This window comes from Candidatus Limnocylindrales bacterium (assembly GCA_035559535.1).
Taxonomy (GTDB): domain Bacteria; phylum Moduliflexota; class Moduliflexia; order Moduliflexales; family JAUQPW01; genus JAUQPW01.
In genome coordinates, this window is the sequence record DATMBG010000051.1 from 313,439 (window position 1) to 331,410 (window position 17,972).

A 17,972-nucleotide genomic window follows, 5' to 3' on the forward strand; every position below is an offset into this window, starting at 1 on the left:
CCCGGAATACCAAAGAATCCTCCCTATTTCTGGAAGAATCCCTTGAATCCAGGTAACCCGGTGGCACTGACGAGTTTACCCAAGCCGAACCTCTTTATAACAAGAATATTTCTAAGGTTCAAGAAAAAAATCTTGAATAATTCTTGACAGGTAAAGGTTCCTCTTATAGCCTTCTGTTTTTGTGTGGAAAGGGCCTTTCCGGTTAACAGATTAGCCGGGTTTTAAATCTGGCTAGAGTAACTATGGGACGAAATCTAATCAAAAAACTTAAAAACGTCGTACAGCCGACTACCTACTATGACAAATCCAAATCAATTTTTGCTTTTTGCCGTAGTTGTAGTAAGTGCAGTACTGAATTTAGCCTTTTTACAAGGAGAAGCTTATCCTCATCCAAAACCGCTTTTAGATAAGACTAAAAATCTTTCGGATCTTACTCCCGAAGAACGAGAGGCTCTTATCGAGAAGATCCTTTCGCGGCTCATAAGATGTGAAAGTGGGGGTAATCCTAAGGCGATAGGTTTAGACAGAAATGGCGCTACAAACCGAGGGATTTTACAATTCAAACCGAAAACCCTTCGTAAATTCGCAATTAAATATGGTTTTTTACCCAAAACTATTAAACTCAGTGAGGTGAGGGCCCGGATACATGATCCCGATTTGCAAATAAAGACGGCCCGGGAAATGATTAAACGAAATGGACATAGAAAACAGTTCTGGAAGACCCAATTTCCTGGATGCTCAAAGAGAATGGGATTATGGTAATAATGATAACTATCGACGTTTTTAATTTTGTATAGTATTTTAGCCATGATATGGTAAATGATTATCGAATGCAAAGGATTAATAACTGCCTGATTTCTATTGTGCAGGCTGCCAAAGAGCTTATTGAAAACGAAGATTTAACAGAGGAAGAGCGCGCACTTTATAAAATGAGTATTAGAAGAATGGCCGAAGGGATCATCGAAATCTGCGAAGCAGATTTTAAAACGGCGCCGGAGAACGGAAACGGGGAAGAGTGATTCCAGAGAGGTTATTGGCCTGCCTATTATACCAAATCTGATAGATGATGTTGTATTCAAAAGGAATAGGGGCGACCGGCCGGTCGCCCCTATAAGGTTTATACGACATATTCCATCAGAATGGGTATCAAAAATTATGATTTCTGGGGATGGGCAACTTAGAGTTACGAGGGTGTTTGTTCTGGGATTCTTTATACTTCTAAAGATCTTGATTTTTACGACCGGTTCGGTCAATGCTCAAATTCCCAACTTTATTTGGTCTGTGAAGGCCGGTGGCACAAGCAGTGATTTTGGCAATGCCATTGCGACCGATGGGTTGGGTAACAGTATTGTTACAGGCTCGTTCAGAGGTACTGTAACCTTCGGTACCATTACCCTGACCAGTACAGGCGGAACTTCAGACTCGGATATCTTTATCGTCAAGTATGATGCTTTTGGTAATCTGCTGTGGGTCAGGCAAGCGGGGGGTGTAGATATCGATGAAGGATTCGGTGTTGGCGTAGATGGATCAGGAAATATCACCGTTACCGGTTCGTTTAGAGGTACGGCCAGGTTTGACACCGTCTCGGTAACCAGTGCCGGTCTTGAAGATATTTTCATTGCCAGGTATGATGCTTCAGGTAATCTGATTTGGGTTAGACGGGCAGGTGGAACCAGCGGGGATGTTGGACTCAGCGTGGCTGTAGATGGATTGGGTAACAGTATCATTACGGGATTTTTTCAGGGTACTGCAACCTTTGGGACTACCAATTTGATCAGCACCGGAGGAAGCGATATTTTTATCGTCAAGTATGATGCCTCGGGTAATGTGATATGGGCCAGACGGGCCGGTGGTGTAGGCTTCGATGTGGGGAACAGTGCTGTGATAGATGGATCGGGTAACAGCTTCCTTACCGGACAGTTTCAAGGTACAGCGACCTTTGGCAATCTCACACTTACGGCTGCCGGGGGGGTGAATGACTTTGATATCTTCATCGCTAAATATGATACGGCGGGTAATGTGATATGGGCTAAACGAGCCGGCGGATCGGGTTCCAACGATTCGGGAAATGGTATTACAGTAGATGGAGGGGGAAATAGCATCCTTACCGGACAATTCCAGGGCACTGCAACTTTTGATACAGTGAGATTGACGGCAGCAGGTGGAGCGGCGGACCTGGATATCTTCATTGCCAAATATGACATTTCTGGTAATCTGTTGTGGGTGAGACAGGCCGGTGGAACGAACCTGGATGTTGGAACTGCCATTGCTTCCGATAGGGCGGGTAACGGTGTGGTGACCGGTTCATTTAAAGGAACTGCAACCTTCAATACAACTTCCTTAACAAGTGCTGGAGGAGATGATATTTTTATCGCCAAGTATGATACCTCAGGTAACCTGCTGTGGGTTAAGCAGGCCGGTGGAAGCGGCGATGATGTAGGAAACGGTCTTGTCGCTCTGGGATCGGGGGATATCTTCCTGACCGGTCAGTTTCAGGGTACGGCGACCTTCGATACAACGATCCTGACAAGTACCGGTAGCTTTGATATCTTTACCTCCCGATTAAGTTCCTTCCTCCCTACGCCGACACCCACTCCAACCCCGGGTTTTCCGATCCATCTCGTGATAGATTCCGACGATTATGATGGAGACCGTACGACAGATTTTGCTGTCTGGCGACCCACCGAAGGAAATTGGTATACTTTAGGCTTCCAGGGGAATCCCGGAATTCAAACCTGGGGCGTGGAAGGAGATATTCCGGTACCGGGTGATTACGATGGGGATGGAGTTGCTGATAAAGCCATATGGCGGCCTGGAGATGGGACCTGGTGGATCCTTTTCTCAAGTAGCGGCTTTATCAATTTATTGGCCTGGGGCCTACCGGGAGATATTCCGGTTCCGGCGGACTATGATGGAGATTCGCTTACCGATGTAGCCGTCTGGCGACCCAGTGAAGGAAATTGGTATATCCTTTCATCGATGGGGAGTGTCTTTCTAATCCCATGGGGTTTACCTGGAGATATTCCGGTTCCAGGGGATTATGATGGGGATAAGATTACCGATGTAGCCGTCTGGCGACCCAGTGAAGGAAATTGGTATATCCTTTTTCTATCAACGGGTGGAGTCGGTCTGGTACCCTGGGGTTTACCTGGGGATATTCCGGTTCCCGGGGATTATGATGGGGACGGGATAACCGATCCTGCCATCTGGCGACCCAGTGAAGGAAATTGGTGGATTACTTTCCCGACGGGTGCCTTCAGTTTGATTCCTTGGGGTATTTCTGGAGATATTCCAACGCCCGGGGATTATGATGGGGATGGAATTGCAGATATAGCCGTCTGGCGACCCAGTGAAGGAAATTGGTATGTTCTTTTATCCACAGGTGGCTTCAGTTTAGTTCCGTGGGGTATTCCCGGAGATATCCCGGTATCGGGTTCAGGTAAGTAACCTTTTCTGTCTACCCGTGAACTTAAAACCAAGTCCAGGAGAAAAGGTTTGCTCTGAGGACTTTCCTGGAAAAACTAATAAATTAGCTCAACTGGAACAAATTTCTGAACGGTCCGATGGGAGTGGGTTTCAAACCCACTCCTGTTCCCCTGAAAACGAAAGTAGAAATTCCCCCCGTATCCGGGACCGTTGATTTAGTACCGGTTCCTTCCTGGTCCGGGTCCTATACCCCATCTTCCATAGGTTGCCCCCCTTCCCAGGAGATTGTTTTTAAAGGTATGAAACTGAGGCTCATCGGTGATCAAACCCGATCTAGGGGGAAATCGGCTGATCTCATAACTTACATTTCGAATACGTTCCTGGGTTAGCGGGTGGGAGGAAAACAACCTGGCCAATCGGCCCGGTTGTCGATTTTCCTCGGCCAGGATCTTTTGAAAGAAGATAACCATTCCATTGGGATCGAATCCAGCCTGATACATATAATAAGCCCCCAGACGGTCTGCTTCTCGTTCATCATCCCGACTATGTTTCGCCAGATATCCTGCTCCAACAATCTGGGCTAAAAGTCTTTCATAAGCCGGAGGGTTTTGACCCAGGAGGATGGAGCCGAGGGTGCGAAGTTGATATTGTCGGATCAAAGCTTCTGTAGCATGCCTTTTAACCCCATGGGCGATTTCATGGGCCATGACTCCAACCAGCTCAGACTCTGTATCGGTCTCTTGAACCAGGCCCGTATAGATATAGACATGGCCCCCGGGAATATTAAAGGCATTGACATCGTTGTCCCGAATGATCTGAAACTGCCAGGGAAGATTTCGAAGCTCTGTTTGCTGAACAATTCGTTGGCCGAGTTGATTGACATAGGCTACACTGAAAGGATCTGTAACGATATTTACTTTTCGGGATATACCCTGGGCCAGTCGATCACCAAACCTCCATTCCTGCTGAATAGAAACTGCATTAAGACCTCTCCCCGATTGAACATCTGTAGAAACGCCAAGCAACACGCTAAGCAACACAAAAAAAATTACAACATATTTTAGAAAAGGCATAACTCCTCCTCTTTTAGCAAGATCAAGGAAGGGGCGACACAGGCATCGCCCACATCAGTAGCGGTACCTTCGGGGTATCCGCACCCGTCTCCAATCCCGTTCATAGCTATCTCCTCCAACCAGACTATTCTTAAAATCGTGAAATTGAGGTTCATCGGTAATCAAGTCGGGTCTTGGAGGAAATCGGCTAATCTCGTAGCTAACGTTTCGGATCCGTTCCTCTGTCAAAGGATGGGTAGAAAAGAACTTTTCGATCAAACCGGGTCGATCTCTTTCTTCTTCCAAAAGCTTTTGAAAGAAGATTACCATTCCATTAGGATCAAAGCCGGCCTGGTACATATACCGAGCCCCTAGCTGATCTGCCTGTCTTTCTGCGCCTCTACTATAGCTTGCCATGTATCCTGCACCGAGAATCTGGGCCAGAAGCTGTTCATAGACCGGGGGGTTTTGTCCTAATAGGAGGGAGGTGATAATACCGAGGCCATATTGAGTGGACAGGGCCTGTGTGGCATGCCTTTCGACCCCATGGGCGATTTCATGGGCCAGGACTCCGGCGAGTTCAGATTCTGTGCTGGTTTTCTGGATAAGTCCTGTATAGACATAAACATGCCCACCAGGGATATTGAAGGCATTAATTTCTCTACTTCGAATAATATGAAACTCCCAGGGAAGATTTCGGAATTCTGTTTGCTGAACCAGGCGTTGTCCCAGTTGATTGATATAAGCTACACTGGAAGGATTGGTAACCAGGTTGGATTTTCGATCTATATCTTGAGCTAATTTATTTCCCAGTCTCCACTCCTGCTGCAGGGAAACCAAATTAAAGCCGCCTCCCGGTTGAATCCCCACACAACCTCCAACGAGGAGGCTTATAAGTACCAAAAAAGTGACCAGGTACTTTGAGAAGATATATGATTGAGCAACTTGCATGATTTTGAACTCCTTCTAATACGGCAGGATCTATCCGCCATACCTGTAAATTTGTAGCTGTAGAGCCCACCTTATACCAGAAAACCCGAGAAGCCTGTCGACTCTACCTTCACCCTTACCCCTCTTCCGAAGCTTCGGAAGAGGGGTAAGGGAAGAGAATCAAACCGAATTAACCTTACAAAGTCGTAGGCCTTCTGGGGTAAACTCTCTTGAGGGCCTATTTTGAGAACCTGAAGGGTCTATTCTAAACCAAATCCACTGCAACAGTTATGCCGTATCTCTCATCTCTCCTCAGAACTTCTATTTAAGTAGACGCCGGAGAGAGTTGCAAGTTGCACGTTTCTAAAAAATTTTCCTTTTAAGGTATGATGGCTATCTTCAAGGCCTGCCGATCGTCAATAACTTTAAAGGCCTTATCCAGATCCTCCAGAGGGAATTCATGGGTAATCAAACTATCAAAACTTAGGGGATCTCGGGCAATGAGATTTAAGGCAGTGGCAATATATCGGGGGGTATGATGAAAAACCCCGATGATTTTTCTCTCATGATAGTGGAGTTTTTCCGTATCTATCCGTACAGAGGTTCCTTTTTCACAACCTCCGAAGAAGTTAACAGTACCCCCTTTACGGGTAATATCGATGGTTCGTTCCCAGATCTCCGGCAATCCTACGGCTTCGATGGCCACATCCACTCCCCGGCCCTCGGTCATCTCCTTGATGGTTTTTTCAGGATTAAAATCCTCGTAGATGCTGATGACTTCATCGGCACCCAATTGCTTAGCCTTTTCTAGTTTAAAGTTATTTCTGGCAATGACAATAACCCGGGCTCCTTTGAGTTTAGCCAGACGAACCAGCATAAGGCCGATAGGCCCTGCTCCAATGACGGCCACCGTGTCTCCCATTTTAACGTTGGATTCCTCAATTCCATGGATCACACAAGCCAAAGGTTCACAGATGGCGGCCTGGCGGAAAGATACATGGGGTGGTATCTGGAGAAGGTTTTGTCTTACGATGGATTCCGGAACCTTGATATATTCCGCATAAGCCCCATTCAAAAACTCTAGATTTTCGCAGAGACTGGGCTGTCCAACCCGGCAATAAAAGCAACTGTTACAAGGAGCCGAATTAGCCGCTACCACCCGCATACCTACGTGGAAATTTTTAACCTTTTTCCCTACCTTGACAATCACCCCGGCAAATTCATGACCGAAAGGACTTGGAAGTTGCTTGATCATCATGTGATAACCGCGATGATACGTTTTTAAGTCTGTGCCGCAGGTTAACGCAACACCTACCTTAACCAGAACCTCATAGGGTCCTACTTCAGGAACTTCGACCTCCTCTAGCCGTATATCGTTGGGGCCATACAAAAGGGCTGCTTTCATTAAAAATATGTTATCCACGAAGGGCCCCGAAGTTTTAAATAACCTGTTTCCTGTTCTTCGGAGTCCTTCGGGGATCCTATGAAACTTATCTCAAGATCTCAATGACTCGAAGGGCCGCCTCGTATTTTCCAAGGGGAGGCATAATATAAACTCCCTGAACCATATCCTTAGCTTCTTTCAAGGCTTCTTGGGCAATTCGAATTCCTTCTTCAGCGGCTGCTTCACCTGGCGGCGCCTGTCGCATCCGTTCACGTATTGCATCGGGGATTTGCATACCGGGAACCTCATTGTGGAGAAATTCGGCATTTTTATAACTCCTTAAAGGAAGAATCCCGACCAGCATAGGAATTTTTACATGGGAAGTCCGTTTAAGAAAACTCTCTAGCAGGCGTACATCGTAAACCGGTTGGGTTAAAACGTACTCTGCACCACTTTCGACCTTAAGTTCAAACCGACGGATTTCCTCATCGATATTAATAGCTCCCGGATTAGCACCCACTCCAATATGGAAAGAGGTGGGCGATCCAATGGAATTTCCCACTAAATCTTCTCCCCGATTCAGATGACTGATAATCCGTACCAGTCCAATGGCATCTACATCAAAAACTGCCGTGGCGTTGGGATAATCTCCTAGCTTGGGAGGATCCCCGGTAATAGCTAGAATATTCCTTAATCCCAAGGCATAGGCACCCAGCAGATCAGATTGCATTCCTAATAAGTTTCGATCCCGACAGCAATAATGGAGAATGGTCTCAATACCTACTTTGGATTCAATCAAATAGGTTAAAGCCAGGGGACTCATTCGGGCACTGGCTCGGGCTCCGTCTGGAACATTGATGGCGTCGATGGCATTTTCTTTAAAAATTTGAGCCCATTGGAGAATCTTAGAAGGATCCACTCCTTTTGGTGGGCTGACTTCTACACTAATCACAAATTTACCTTCCGAGAGTTTTTTAGCCAGCTGAGATTTCTGGGCTACCTGGACTGGAACAACCGATTTTTTTGAAGATTCTGGAATCTGTACAGTAATTTGAACCTTATGAGGCTTTAAGGCCTTTACAGCAGTCCCGATAGCCTTAATATGCGCAGGCGTTGTACCACAACATCCCCCTAAAATTTTAACCCCGGTTCGAATAAACCGCTTGGCATAGGTAGACATATACTCCGGAGAACATAGATAGATAAAACGACCGTCAATGAGTTGGGGAACTCCCGCATTGGGTTGAGCAGATAGTTTCATCGTACTAACCTTTGCCATTTCCGTCATGGCTTCTAACATAACCTGGGGTCCCACACTACAATTCCCTCCCACCACGTCGGCTCCCCACTCTTCCAAAGACTTAACGACTTTTGAAGGTCGATCACCCAAAAGGGTATTCCCGTCATCGCCAAAAGTCATCTGGGCCACTACCGGTAGATCACAAAGTTGCCGAACCACTTCAAGGGCCAGGCGAATCTCATGTAAGCTGGAAAAAGTCTCTAGAATAAAGAGATCCACACCGCCTTCCAACAAAGCTTCCGCCTGTTCTTTAAAAGCTTCTCGGGCTTCGGCCTGGGTTATTTTTCCTAAGGGTTCTACAGGTTTTCCCAGAGGTCCTATGGCACCCGCAATGAAGATACCCTTCCCGGCAACTTCCCGTGCAATACGCACAGCCTGGATATTGATATCCCGGACTTTATCTCCATAATTATGGCTATGAAGCTTAAATCGATTGGCACCAAAGGTATTGGTTTCCAGTATATCTACCCCGCAGGCAACATACTCTCGATGGACCTCTCGAACCAATTCCGGCATGGATAAATTAAGTTCATCAAAACACCGATTAATATAGATCCCCTTGGCATAAAGCATCGTTCCCATTGCCCCATCACAGAGAAGAACTTCATTATTTAAACGTTCCAGAAATAGATTCCTCATAGGTATTCCTCCGATCGATAGCTGGATTGGCTAACAGATCAGCCTGCTTATTATATATCGGATTTAGTATCATACATTGGGTTTAAGTAGTGGGCTTGTTTAAATAAGGGTCATCCGTGGAAAGATCGAACTGGATAAACTTGCGTGAGTTTATAAGCCAGTAAACGGGAATCAAATAGAATAGCCGACGTCGCTATATAAGTATTTAACAGGCCAGGATTTATATGTGAAGCACCCACGATCCCGATTAAAAATCGCTGTGTGCTTCTCACTTTGAGCTATATAAAAATCTCAAGCAGGTTGGACAACGAAGAAGTTTTTCCCGCGTTTTTACTTCTGCAAACATCTGAGGAGTTAAAGAGACATGACATCCCGTACAAATTCCGTTTTCTACGGCAGCAACTGCAATTCCGCCACGCACTCTTAAAAGTCGGATATATTCTTGAACCAGGCTTTTATCTGAAAGGGTTTCAAGTAAAGTCTGCTTTTCTTTTTGTACCCGTATCAGTTCTGCTTCAAGTCGAGCTTTATCAGCCTCTTTATCCTGGGTAAATTTTTTTATCTTTTCCTGCTCCGCCGCAACCTCTTTACTCACTCTGGCTACTTCTTTTTTTCTCATCTCGATTTCATCCAGGAGATATAAAATACGTTCTTCAATCATAGCGTTTTTGCTTTTAAGGGTATCTATCTCCAGTTGCAGGGCAGAGTATTCTTTATTGGTCTTTACCTGTAATAATTGATTACGATATTTACTGATTTGAGTTTCATTCCCTTCCAGTTCCAGTTCTAAGTTTCTACGCTCCTTTTCCATCTGTTGAACCTCAGCCTGGGCTTTTGCAACCCGTTGGGTTGACTGCTGGGCCTGCTGGCGGAGTGCTTCTATTTGTTTGGGAACCTCTGCTATTTCTTTCTCCAATTTGGACAGCGTTGAATCTAGAGCCTGTAACCGAATCAGCGTTGCGAGAGTTTCGTTAACCACGAAGGCCTCCTATAAAGCTTTAGAACAGAGATTTACAAAACGAAGGAATTTTAATTTTCACCAATCCATTCTTAAAACTATAAAATAATCACCCATAAAAGGCTTCATTGTCAAGTGGTTTTTGGGCAGGAGAGAAAAATGAAAAGTCGGTTTTTTAGAAATCTTCCCTTCCCTTGAGAAGATTTTACCTGATTTTTCTTAAATTAAAATTATAAAAATGTTGACTCTGAGAATATTTATGGATATCTATAAGTAGATCTCTGGACATAGAGCTCTAAGTATACAGCTAAGCGGTTGAAAATATTATAGAAATAAAGGATTGAATCCTTATAAATAATCAAGTTAAGGAGGTAGATACATGGCAGTTACGGTAATTATGCCGAAACTGGGTATGGCCATGCAGGAGGGTACCATTGTTTCCTGGCTGGTCAAAGAAGGGGATAAAGTTGAGAAAGAATCGCCACTGGCCCAAATCGAGTCGGAAAAGGTTGAATATGAAGTAACGGCGCCTGAATCGGGTATTGTTCGAAAGATTCTGGCTCCAGAGGGATCTGTGGTCCCGGTAGGGAAAACCATTGCGGTCATTACGGCAGAAAATGAAGCCCTGGATGAAGCTGCCTTTGCTCCTACTCAGCTTATGGCAGAAGCGGCCAAAGCCGTCGAAACTAAAGCGGTCGAAGAGATAAAACCGGAAGTTGCTCCTAAAAAGGTAGAACCTGAAGAAAGGCAGAGGATTTCTCCGGCTGCCAGGAACCTGGCGAAAGAGTTAGGGGTGGATCTGAGTACGGTAGTCGGAACGGGTCCGGGAGGTCGAATTGTTCGAGAGGATATCCTAAGGGCCGCAGAGAGTAAACAAAAACAACCTCCAGGCCCCCTTGAGTATCGGGAAGTCATACCCCTTAAAGGAATGAGAAAAGTCATTGCTGAGCGTATGGCTGAGAGTTGGGCAAACTCCCCTCGGGTTACTCAGATCATGGAGGCGGACATGACAGAAACCGTAAAACTTCGGGAACAGAAGCTGGCTGAGTGGGAAAGGGAACACGGCGTGCGGGTTACCTACAACGATATGATTATTAAGGCTACCGCCCTGGCCCTTCTTAAATATCCCATCATGAATTCCACCATAACGGAAGGGGAAATCCGGATTTTTAAGAATATTAACATCGGTATGGCTGTTGCTCTAGAAGATGGGCTTATTGTACCGGTTATTCGAGATGCCGATCGAAAAACTCTCTTTGAAATAGCTAGAGAAACAAAGGATTTATCAGAAAAAGCCAGAACAGGTAAATTAACCCCCGATGAACTCCTGGGAGGAACCTTCACCATTACGAATCTGGGGGGACTGGGTGTAGAAATCTTTACGCCTATCATCAATTATCCTCAAAATGCTATTCTAGGGGTAGGGAAAATTACGGAGATGCCTGTAGTAAGAAACGGTGGAATTCATATCCGATGGATCATGAAGCTGTGTGTGGTTTATAATCATAGAGCAGTCAGTGGCGCTCCAGTCGCCCGATTTACCCAAGAAATTATTGATATTCTGGAAGCTCCATTGAAATTGATATAAAGAACCCAGAGACGCAGTTTCCTGCGATCCAGGGATACGGTATTCCGGGACGAAGAGACCTTAGGAATAAGTTTGGATTCCCTGGGGTTTCACCTCCCGAAGTCTTGTACCCCATGTCACCGGGTCGTAGAATATGGGGTCTCTGTGTTCCCCGATCAGGTGTCCGATTATCGTACATATCCTCATCTTCCCGTCCCGGCTGTGGGTGCCGTTACTTTTCACAGAGGGAACGTTTTACTGGTCCAAAGAGGAAGAAAGCCGAATATTGGAAAATGGACCTTACCCGGAGGGGTCGTAGAATTGGGAGAAAGTCCGGTGGAAGCTTTAAAAAGAGAGATCCTGGAAGAATGTGGTATTTCCGTGGAAATAGGAGATGTTGTGGAAGTAGTGAGTCGCGTCATTCAAGACGAAAGGGGTCGGGTTCAGTACCACTACATCATTATAGACTATGTAGCTAAATATAAGGAGGGAGTTTTAAAACCAGCTTCAGATATTCTCGATGCCAGATGGGTCTCTCTGGCAGAAATGGAAAAGTATGACCTGACAGAGGGGTTAATCCCTGTAATCCAAAAAGCTGTTATAAAATATAAAGAAGATTGTCTTTAATCCTCCTTGCCTGTAAAGTGCGAGGGATTCTTTATGAAAAATCTATGAACGGATTGATCATCCATGATGTCGGATTCCTAGTTCAGAGTTTAAGGGTTCTGAACCATGAGTCCTGCATGAAATGACGGGCTATGAAAAGAGCTGTTAGAGGGATTTTATTGAGTATGATGATTCTCTTTCTAGGAAGCCTCTCGTATGGAGCAGAAGGACCTGGAAACTTGCCGGAAATTCCCAAGAGGAAAGAACTTCCAAAACGGAATTTACAGGCTATTGAGCGACCCAAATTAAGGACTCTTCCAAGGGGTGCGGGTTGGGCAGATTCTTATTTGCCGGAGTATACGAGAAATGTTCTTGATCCCATGGATGGGACCCGAGCCGGAGATGGGCGGGTTGCCGTTATGCAGGGTCCGGATGCCCGGATTATCTATGAGTTTGCACCCGGTGAAGAAGCTGTTAATGGACCGGGTCCCGATTTGACCGTCTATACTTCAGAATCCAGAAGGTATTCCGGTCCTTATGATGTGTACGTGGCTAACTACGGTGCTCCTGAGTGGATTTTGGTGGGTCAGGGGATCATCGGAACGGCCAGTTTTGAGTTTCCTCCCTCGGTTCGTTCTGCTCAATTGGTTTTACTCATGAATCGACATGCCGGAGAAACAGAAATCGATGGGGTTCAGGCCCTCCACCCGGGAGAAGGTGGGAGAGGAGAGGGAGGAAGTAGTGTTTTTGACTATTATCCCGATGAACTCGTAGGATTATGGTCGGATAGAATAGATACCAATGAGGTTATAGCTGCCCGAAGTATTCTCCGCGGTAGAGGAAACGGGTATCGGATGCCTCCCAATGGAGAAATAGAAGTGAGTTGGAACCGACCGATTACCAATGTTTGGGGAGAAGATGATCTCCTCATCGATGCCGATGGCTCTTATCAGGTCTGGATCACGGATACCCGTGGAAGGGAAGTTTTCCTGGGTCAGGGGATTAACACCCAGCGGTTTGCCCTACCCGGCGATGTAACGGCTGTGAGTCGAGTGAGGGTCAAGGCAGATAGCCGACGATCTGTAACAATTTATTCCATTGCAGGCCGACGCTAATAAGAAGGATTTATTGTCCGCTGTTCGTTGTCCATGGTGAGTAGATAATTTAGAGTCTTTCTATAGGTTCGAGGGCAGGTTAAGGGACCAAAGTCCTGGACAACGATAGGCGGACTAAGAACAGAAAATCATGTTAAGACCTGAAGCGGGTCCTAAAATTCTCATGATTATAGTTTGTATTATCTCGCTTGTCGTGCTGATGGAACTGGATAATTATCTGGGACCGATTTCTATTCGGGCCGAAGAGAGTGGAGGCGATGATATTTTTTCCTTCTTCCTGGACCTGATTCTAGAGACTTTCCGGCTTTTATGGGAAATCCTTAAGTTTTTTGTCTCAATTTTGGAAAATATCCTGGATACTCTGTTTGGAAACCCTTATTATCAAGGAGATAGAGAGCTCTATAAACTTTATCGATGGGCAGAACGTGTCTCTGGACTCCCCTGGCAGGTATTCTGGGGACTCCATGCCGAGGAAAGTAGTGTAGGCAAGAACCTGGGAAGTTATCCGGTTATGAGGGTTTTATCGGAAGATCAAAAAGTTTACTTTCTGGAAATCTGTCAACAGTTAAACTGGGATCCTTATGAAATTTACGGCTCCAAATCCGGTGCTCTAGGTCCTTTCCAGATTATGCCAGAAACCTGGATTCGCTATGGGGTTGACGGAAATGGCGACGGTCGGAAAGATCCCTTTACCCCTGAAGATGCAATCCTGACGGCAGCTAATTACCTTCTAAATAAAGGAGGTCAGGAAAATCTAGAAAAGGCCCTCTGGCACTACAATCCAGATTCCGATTACGTTCAGCGGGTATTGAGCTACATTCGGAAAAATTAACTTTAATCCACGGGCAGAGGTGGAATTAACCTTTCTATCTTAGCTAAGAGATCTGAAAATTCAAAGGGCTTCTGAATATAATCGTCGGCTCCGTACTTTTTCCCCTCTACTTTGTAAGAAGTCTTCTTATAAACCGCCGTCATTAAAATAATGGGAGTATGTTTGAGTTGGGCATTTTCCTTAACTTTTTTACATAACTCAAATCCATGAAGTCGAGGGATTAATAAATCACTGATAATAAGATCGGGATTTTCCTTTTCTATCAACTCATACCCACTTGCCCCATCCCTTGCAAAAATAACCTGATAGCCTTGTTGTTCCAATCGTAATTGCAACAAGTTGATCATGTCTTTATCATCGTCGATGATTAAAATTTTTTTTCCCATACTTTTAAATCCCTCTGTAAACCGAATCATTTCTGCTGAATAACCTCTACCCCCTTGGGAATTTGAAAATGAAATTTATCCTCAGGTAAGTTGACATTGGTCTGAATATCGGTAAAGTAAACGTCGGTTATATTTCCATACAAATCATACACTGAAGTGTGAACAACCAAATAGGTAGAGGGGTCTACAGAGAGAATGAGTTTTGAAAAATCGGGTTGAGCCGTTTTAGGAACCAATTCAAGGTGGTAGGTATTCGGGGGATGCCCTTCTGTATCCGGAACCAGTTGGATATGAAAATCTTCTTTTAGCTTTCCTCCTCCGGCCAAAAAATTAATAGGGATCCGTGAGCTATAAACTGATTGTATCTTTTCGACAATAACCTGTTCATCACCGGGAAGATAGAGCCAAAGGGTTTCTCCATCACTGACTAAAAGTTGCTCATTGGGGGGTAGATATTCCCAACGCATTTTTCCAGGCTTTTTGAAATAGACGACTCCTTCAGACTTTTGTTTTTGTTTACCTCCCAGGGACTTCAAGGCAGCTACCTGACTAAAATGAGCCTGAAGGTCTTGGGTATTGTTATATCGGGTTTGAAGTTGATGGATAATCTCATCAACCGAAACGTTCTGGGCTTGCAGAGCAGGATTAATAAAAAACCAGAAACCTATCAGCAGAAACAAAAATAACATAAACGAATCCCTTTCTTGTGCACTATTTCGTCCATTTAAAGTTCAACCCCTCGATGAAATAAGCTTAAATGAAAAAAGCCCTTTTGTCAAGGGTTGTCGATAGTCTCCGTAACCTCAGTTGAGATTAGCCTTTAGGGGTTATAGCTCGACAAGGCTAAATTCGGTTTTAACCTTAAAAGCTTCGTAGGAGCGATCTGTCAATTCCCTACGCCTTCTTCCCCGCATGCGGGGGAAGAGAGGGATAGAGAGGAAAAGGGGGCTTCCTTTGGTAGCAATCATCTTACCTGAACACCCTAAGCCTCGTAAGGGCGGCCTGTGAGATTCTGGTATCGTCTTTATAAATAGGTTGCTCCTACGGAGCTAAAAGATCCGGGGTGGGACCGTACGGGCTACAAACAGGTCGTCCCACCTGGGTTTTTCGGTCATTTAATAGGGTCGAGATAGTTAAAATCTTTGTAATCTAAGGGCCATATCACGACCACTTAAAATAGCCTGCTCCATGGAAGAGTACTCCCATCGGCCATAACGGCCGATGGCATAGATATTCTGACTTTCCAGGTAAGGATGGATAAGTTTCAAGGCTTCTTGCCGGTTTCTATCGTGGATGACATAGGCACAGGGGATATCCACGATATTAGAGGCTAAAATCTCATCCTCATCCCGTAGAATTCCACATTGAATGAGCCCGGCCATGACGTCTTCCATCAATTGAGAGGCCGGTATCTTCTCTTCCGGTAGGTGCGAGACTTCAACATACATGGAACTACACCCCTTGGGAACGGTATCAGGAGCATAATTCATGGGAAATCCAACGCGATAAAAAGGAAACTGAGGTTCAGGAAAGTAGATCCAGTGTTTGTCGGAAATCCCAGGGCGTTTAACGCCTAAATTGACATCATAAACCGACAAATACCGAAGGGTTTTACCTGCTTTTCGAATTTCTTCAGGTAAATCCCGGATAATGCGGAGGAGAGAGGGCAGGGGCATGGTAGAGACCAGGGCATCGTAGGAATAAACAGTATTATCGTCAAGGCAAATTGTCCGCTGTTGCAAGGAAATCTCTACAACTTTCTTTTTTAGATGCAGGTTTTGAATATACTTCGTAAAAGATTGGGGTAACTGACAAATTCCCCCTTGCTTGGGATAAAGGAACGAAGGATTATAACCAAAAGCGCGATTTTTAATCCCCAGGGCTCCATTTAGAATTTCATCTAAAGTTGGCCGAGGTACGGACCAGGAAACCCAATCTGCAGTTATTTCTTTCAAGGGAGTCCGCCAGAGTTTTTGATTATAAGGAATCATGAAATGCCTGGCAATTCCGGCCCCAAAAGTTTGATATACCCAATCTTCAAAGGAGAGAGATTCGGCTGACTGGGGGCCATTTGGGAATTTCAAATAGGCTTCCACAAACCCTGCAATGCATTCTTTAATAACCTCTTTGGAGAGTCCATAGGTATTGGCCTGGAAAGGATATTCTGTGTAGGTACCTTTGGAATAAATATAGGCCCGACGGGAGTGGGAGGCAAAAGCATCGGGCAAAAGTCGGGCCACGAGGTCCTTCGTATAAGGGTCTCGCATATGAAGAAGGTGTCCGGTATAATCAAAGGAAAAGCCGTTGATTTCAAAGGATCTACATAATCCCCCAACCTCCGATTCTTTTTCAAAGATCTGATAGTTTTGTCCCAAATGAAAGGCGGTACTTAAACCCGCCAACCCTGCTCCGATAATAATGATTTCCCCCATGAAGATTTAGGATGGAAGTACGGAAGTATGGGGGTATGGGAGTATGGGAGTGGGGGGGTGTGGAAGTGTGGGAGTAGAAGATAGAACTTCCATACTTCCACACCCCCCCACTCCCATACTCCCATACCCCCACACTTTTCAATTAATCCATCTTCACGTGACTCAACCGCCTGGCCACAACCAAAGTTAGAAGTCCCAGGATAACAAGGACAAAAGTCGGTAAAACTTCCGAAGTTTGCTGGATAAGCCACAAGGCTATGAGGCCTAAAATCACCGTAACCCCATAGCTGACCAGAACCACCTGTTTGACCGACCATCCCAGGGCACGGCAACGAAGCGCATAGTGATCTTTACTTCCTAAAAACATGGAGCGACCTTTTCGCCATCGCAAATACATCACAAAGAGGGTATCAAAAATAGGAACTCCCAGGATTAAAACAGGGGAAAGGAGGGCCAGCGAATTCTCTGAGCTATAGCTTCCAATCATGGCCAAAGCTCCTAACATCAGGCCAATGAACATACTTCCAGTATCTCCCAGGTAAATCTGAGCTGGTTGAAAGTTATATCGTAAAAATCCCAGAAGACTTCCGGCCAGTCCCATGGTTAAGGTCGCAATCATATCGGCACCGTTCAGATAAGCCACTCCAAAGAGGATCAAAGACGCAAAAAATGCCACCCCGCTCGCAAGTCCATCCATAATATCGATGATATTGATGGCATTAATGATTCCCAGCATCCAAAAAACAGTCAGGGTAAGTTTAAGCCAATCGGGGAAAATCCCAATTTCTATTACGATCCCGGATTTGATAAGGACGACTACCGCCAGGCACTGACCAAGAAACTTTACCTGGGGGGTCAAAGCACCCAGGTCATCGAAAAGTCCCAGAATAACAACCATAGAACCTGCTAAAATCAGTCCGAGAACTCGCTGATCGAACTGAAAGGTTAAAGATATGGTCAAGAGAAAAGCCAGATAAATAGCCATCCCACCTAAATAAGGTACCGGATGTTTCTGGACTTTGAGTCGACCGTCCGGTTTATCGACAATGTTATATCGGAGGGCGGCCTCTCTGGCCCTGGGAGTCCCGTAAAGAGATAAAAATAAAGCACAGAGAAAAGTTAAGAGATGCCCCCACAACTCGTATTGATCGGGTAAAGTAGAAAGAATCGAATGGCCCGATAGCTGAGGGTAAATAAGTGTTATAACCGAAATAGAAAAAATCAGGATTGCATTGATATTGAAAGGGTTCCGTTTACCCCTTGAAGCAGGGACTTTAAATCCTTGTTGTTCAATGGTTTCTTCTAAATTCTTCACGTTTAACTCCTAAGTTTCGTAGCACCCAAG

General features: G+C 45.2%; 16 protein-coding genes. 7 read left to right on the top strand and 9 right to left on the bottom strand.

Going from position 1 to position 17,972, the window contains the following annotated elements:
• The first annotated feature begins 297 nt into the window (after positions 1 to 297).
• The 3 genes from VNM22_19850 to VNM22_19860 all read left to right on the top strand — a co-directional run bounded on the left by VNM22_19850 (position 298) and on the right by VNM22_19860 (position 3,447).
• Positions 298 to 762, top strand: coding sequence for a transglycosylase SLT domain-containing protein (locus VNM22_19850; GenBank protein ID HWP49422.1), 465 nt, complete (start codon positions 298 to 300; stop codon positions 760 to 762).
• 68 nt (positions 763 to 830) lie between these two features.
• Positions 831 to 1,019 carry a hypothetical protein gene (locus tag VNM22_19855; GenBank protein HWP49423.1) on the top strand — a complete coding sequence of 63 codons (189 nt, stop codon included), beginning with the start codon at positions 831 to 833 and terminating at the stop codon, positions 1,017 to 1,019.
• Between the two features lie 136 nt (positions 1,020 to 1,155).
• A complete protein-coding gene (locus VNM22_19860) occupies positions 1,156 to 3,447 on the top strand; it encodes a VCBS repeat-containing protein (protein HWP49424.1) in 2,292 nt (763 codons plus the stop codon).
• A gap of 194 nt (positions 3,448 to 3,641) precedes the next feature.
• Here VNM22_19860 and VNM22_19865 read toward each other — a convergent pair whose 3' ends face one another.
• From VNM22_19865 to VNM22_19885, 5 genes are all read right to left on the bottom strand, one after another.
• Positions 3,642 to 4,499, bottom strand: coding sequence for a M48 family metallopeptidase (locus VNM22_19865; protein HWP49425.1), 858 nt, complete (start codon positions 4,497 to 4,499; stop codon positions 3,642 to 3,644).
• A 54-nt stretch (positions 4,500 to 4,553) separates the two neighbouring features.
• Positions 4,554 to 5,429 carry a M48 family metallopeptidase gene (locus tag VNM22_19870; protein ID HWP49426.1) on the bottom strand — a complete coding sequence of 292 codons (876 nt, stop codon included), beginning with the start codon at positions 5,427 to 5,429 and terminating at the stop codon, positions 4,554 to 4,556.
• Positions 5,430 to 5,787: 358 nt separating this feature from the next.
• Positions 5,788 to 6,813 carry a zinc-binding dehydrogenase gene (locus VNM22_19875; GenBank protein ID HWP49427.1) on the bottom strand — a complete coding sequence of 342 codons (1,026 nt, stop codon included), beginning with the start codon at positions 6,811 to 6,813 and terminating at the stop codon, positions 5,788 to 5,790.
• Between the two features lie 85 nt (positions 6,814 to 6,898).
• The gene (locus tag VNM22_19880; GenBank protein HWP49428.1) at positions 6,899 to 8,731 is read right to left on the bottom strand and encodes a bifunctional homocysteine S-methyltransferase/methylenetetrahydrofolate reductase; all 1,833 of its coding nucleotides are present in this window, start codon (positions 8,729 to 8,731) and stop codon (positions 6,899 to 6,901) included.
• Between the two features lie 268 nt (positions 8,732 to 8,999).
• The gene (locus VNM22_19885) at positions 9,000 to 9,710 is read right to left on the bottom strand and encodes a C4-type zinc ribbon domain-containing protein (protein HWP49429.1); all 711 of its coding nucleotides are present in this window, start codon (positions 9,708 to 9,710) and stop codon (positions 9,000 to 9,002) included.
• A gap of 358 nt (positions 9,711 to 10,068) precedes the next feature.
• Here VNM22_19885 and VNM22_19890 point away from each other — a divergent pair, with 358 nt between their 5' ends.
• From VNM22_19890 to VNM22_19905, 4 genes are all read left to right on the top strand, one after another.
• On the top strand, positions 10,069 to 11,277 hold the full coding sequence (locus VNM22_19890) for a dihydrolipoamide acetyltransferase family protein (GenBank protein ID HWP49430.1): 1,209 nt from the start codon (positions 10,069 to 10,071) through the stop codon (positions 11,275 to 11,277).
• A 144-nt stretch (positions 11,278 to 11,421) separates the two neighbouring features.
• Positions 11,422 to 11,883, top strand: coding sequence for an NUDIX hydrolase (locus VNM22_19895; GenBank protein ID HWP49431.1), 462 nt, complete (start codon positions 11,422 to 11,424; stop codon positions 11,881 to 11,883).
• 131 nt (positions 11,884 to 12,014) lie between these two features.
• A complete protein-coding gene (locus tag VNM22_19900; GenBank protein HWP49432.1) occupies positions 12,015 to 12,977 on the top strand; it encodes a hypothetical protein in 963 nt (320 codons plus the stop codon).
• Between the two features lie 130 nt (positions 12,978 to 13,107).
• Positions 13,108 to 13,809 carry a lytic murein transglycosylase gene (locus tag VNM22_19905; protein ID HWP49433.1) on the top strand — a complete coding sequence of 234 codons (702 nt, stop codon included), beginning with the start codon at positions 13,108 to 13,110 and terminating at the stop codon, positions 13,807 to 13,809.
• Positions 13,810 to 13,811: 2 nt separating this feature from the next.
• Here VNM22_19905 and VNM22_19910 read toward each other — a convergent pair whose 3' ends face one another.
• From VNM22_19910 to VNM22_19925, 4 genes are all read right to left on the bottom strand, one after another.
• The gene (locus tag VNM22_19910; GenBank protein HWP49434.1) at positions 13,812 to 14,195 is read right to left on the bottom strand and encodes a response regulator; all 384 of its coding nucleotides are present in this window, start codon (positions 14,193 to 14,195) and stop codon (positions 13,812 to 13,814) included.
• A 26-nt stretch (positions 14,196 to 14,221) separates the two neighbouring features.
• Entirely contained in the window at positions 14,222 to 14,884 is a 663-nt protein-coding gene (gene lolA, locus VNM22_19915; GenBank protein ID HWP49435.1) for an outer membrane lipoprotein chaperone LolA, read from the bottom strand.
• Between the two features lie 444 nt (positions 14,885 to 15,328).
• Positions 15,329 to 16,627, bottom strand: coding sequence for an FAD-dependent oxidoreductase (locus VNM22_19920; protein HWP49436.1), 1,299 nt, complete (start codon positions 16,625 to 16,627; stop codon positions 15,329 to 15,331).
• 142 nt (positions 16,628 to 16,769) lie between these two features.
• Entirely contained in the window at positions 16,770 to 17,942 is a 1,173-nt protein-coding gene (locus VNM22_19925; GenBank protein ID HWP49437.1) for an MraY family glycosyltransferase, read from the bottom strand.
• Positions 17,943 to 17,972 lie beyond the last annotated feature (30 nt).

Bases quoted from the DNA above. Each gene is read 5' to 3' on its own strand.
- VNM22_19850 (HWP49422.1), top strand. From the start codon at position 298: ATGACAAATCCAAATCAATTTTTGCTTTTTGCCGTAGTTGTAGTAAGT.
- VNM22_19855 (HWP49423.1), top strand. From the start codon at position 831: ATGCAAAGGATTAATAACTGCCTGATTTCTATTGTGCAGGCTGCCAAA.
- VNM22_19860 (HWP49424.1), top strand. From the start codon at position 1,156: ATGATTTCTGGGGATGGGCAACTTAGAGTTACGAGGGTGTTTGTTCTG.
- VNM22_19865 (HWP49425.1), bottom strand. From the start codon at position 4,499: ATGCCTTTTCTAAAATATGTTGTAATTTTTTTTGTGTTGCTTAGCGTG.
- VNM22_19870 (HWP49426.1), bottom strand. From the start codon at position 5,429: ATGCAAGTTGCTCAATCATATATCTTCTCAAAGTACCTGGTCACTTTT.
- VNM22_19875 (HWP49427.1), bottom strand. From the start codon at position 6,813: ATGAAAGCAGCCCTTTTGTATGGCCCCAACGATATACGGCTAGAGGAG.
- VNM22_19880 (HWP49428.1), bottom strand. From the start codon at position 8,731: ATGAGGAATCTATTTCTGGAACGTTTAAATAATGAAGTTCTTCTCTGT.
- VNM22_19890 (HWP49430.1), top strand. From the start codon at position 10,069: ATGGCAGTTACGGTAATTATGCCGAAACTGGGTATGGCCATGCAGGAG.
- VNM22_19900 (HWP49432.1), top strand. From the start codon at position 12,015: ATGAAAAGAGCTGTTAGAGGGATTTTATTGAGTATGATGATTCTCTTT.
- VNM22_19905 (HWP49433.1), top strand. From the start codon at position 13,108: ATGTTAAGACCTGAAGCGGGTCCTAAAATTCTCATGATTATAGTTTGT.
- VNM22_19910 (HWP49434.1), bottom strand. From the start codon at position 14,195: ATGGGAAAAAAAATTTTAATCATCGACGATGATAAAGACATGATCAAC.
- lolA (HWP49435.1), bottom strand. From the start codon at position 14,884: ATGTTATTTTTGTTTCTGCTGATAGGTTTCTGGTTTTTTATTAATCCT.
- VNM22_19920 (HWP49436.1), bottom strand. From the start codon at position 16,627: ATGGGGGAAATCATTATTATCGGAGCAGGGTTGGCGGGTTTAAGTACC.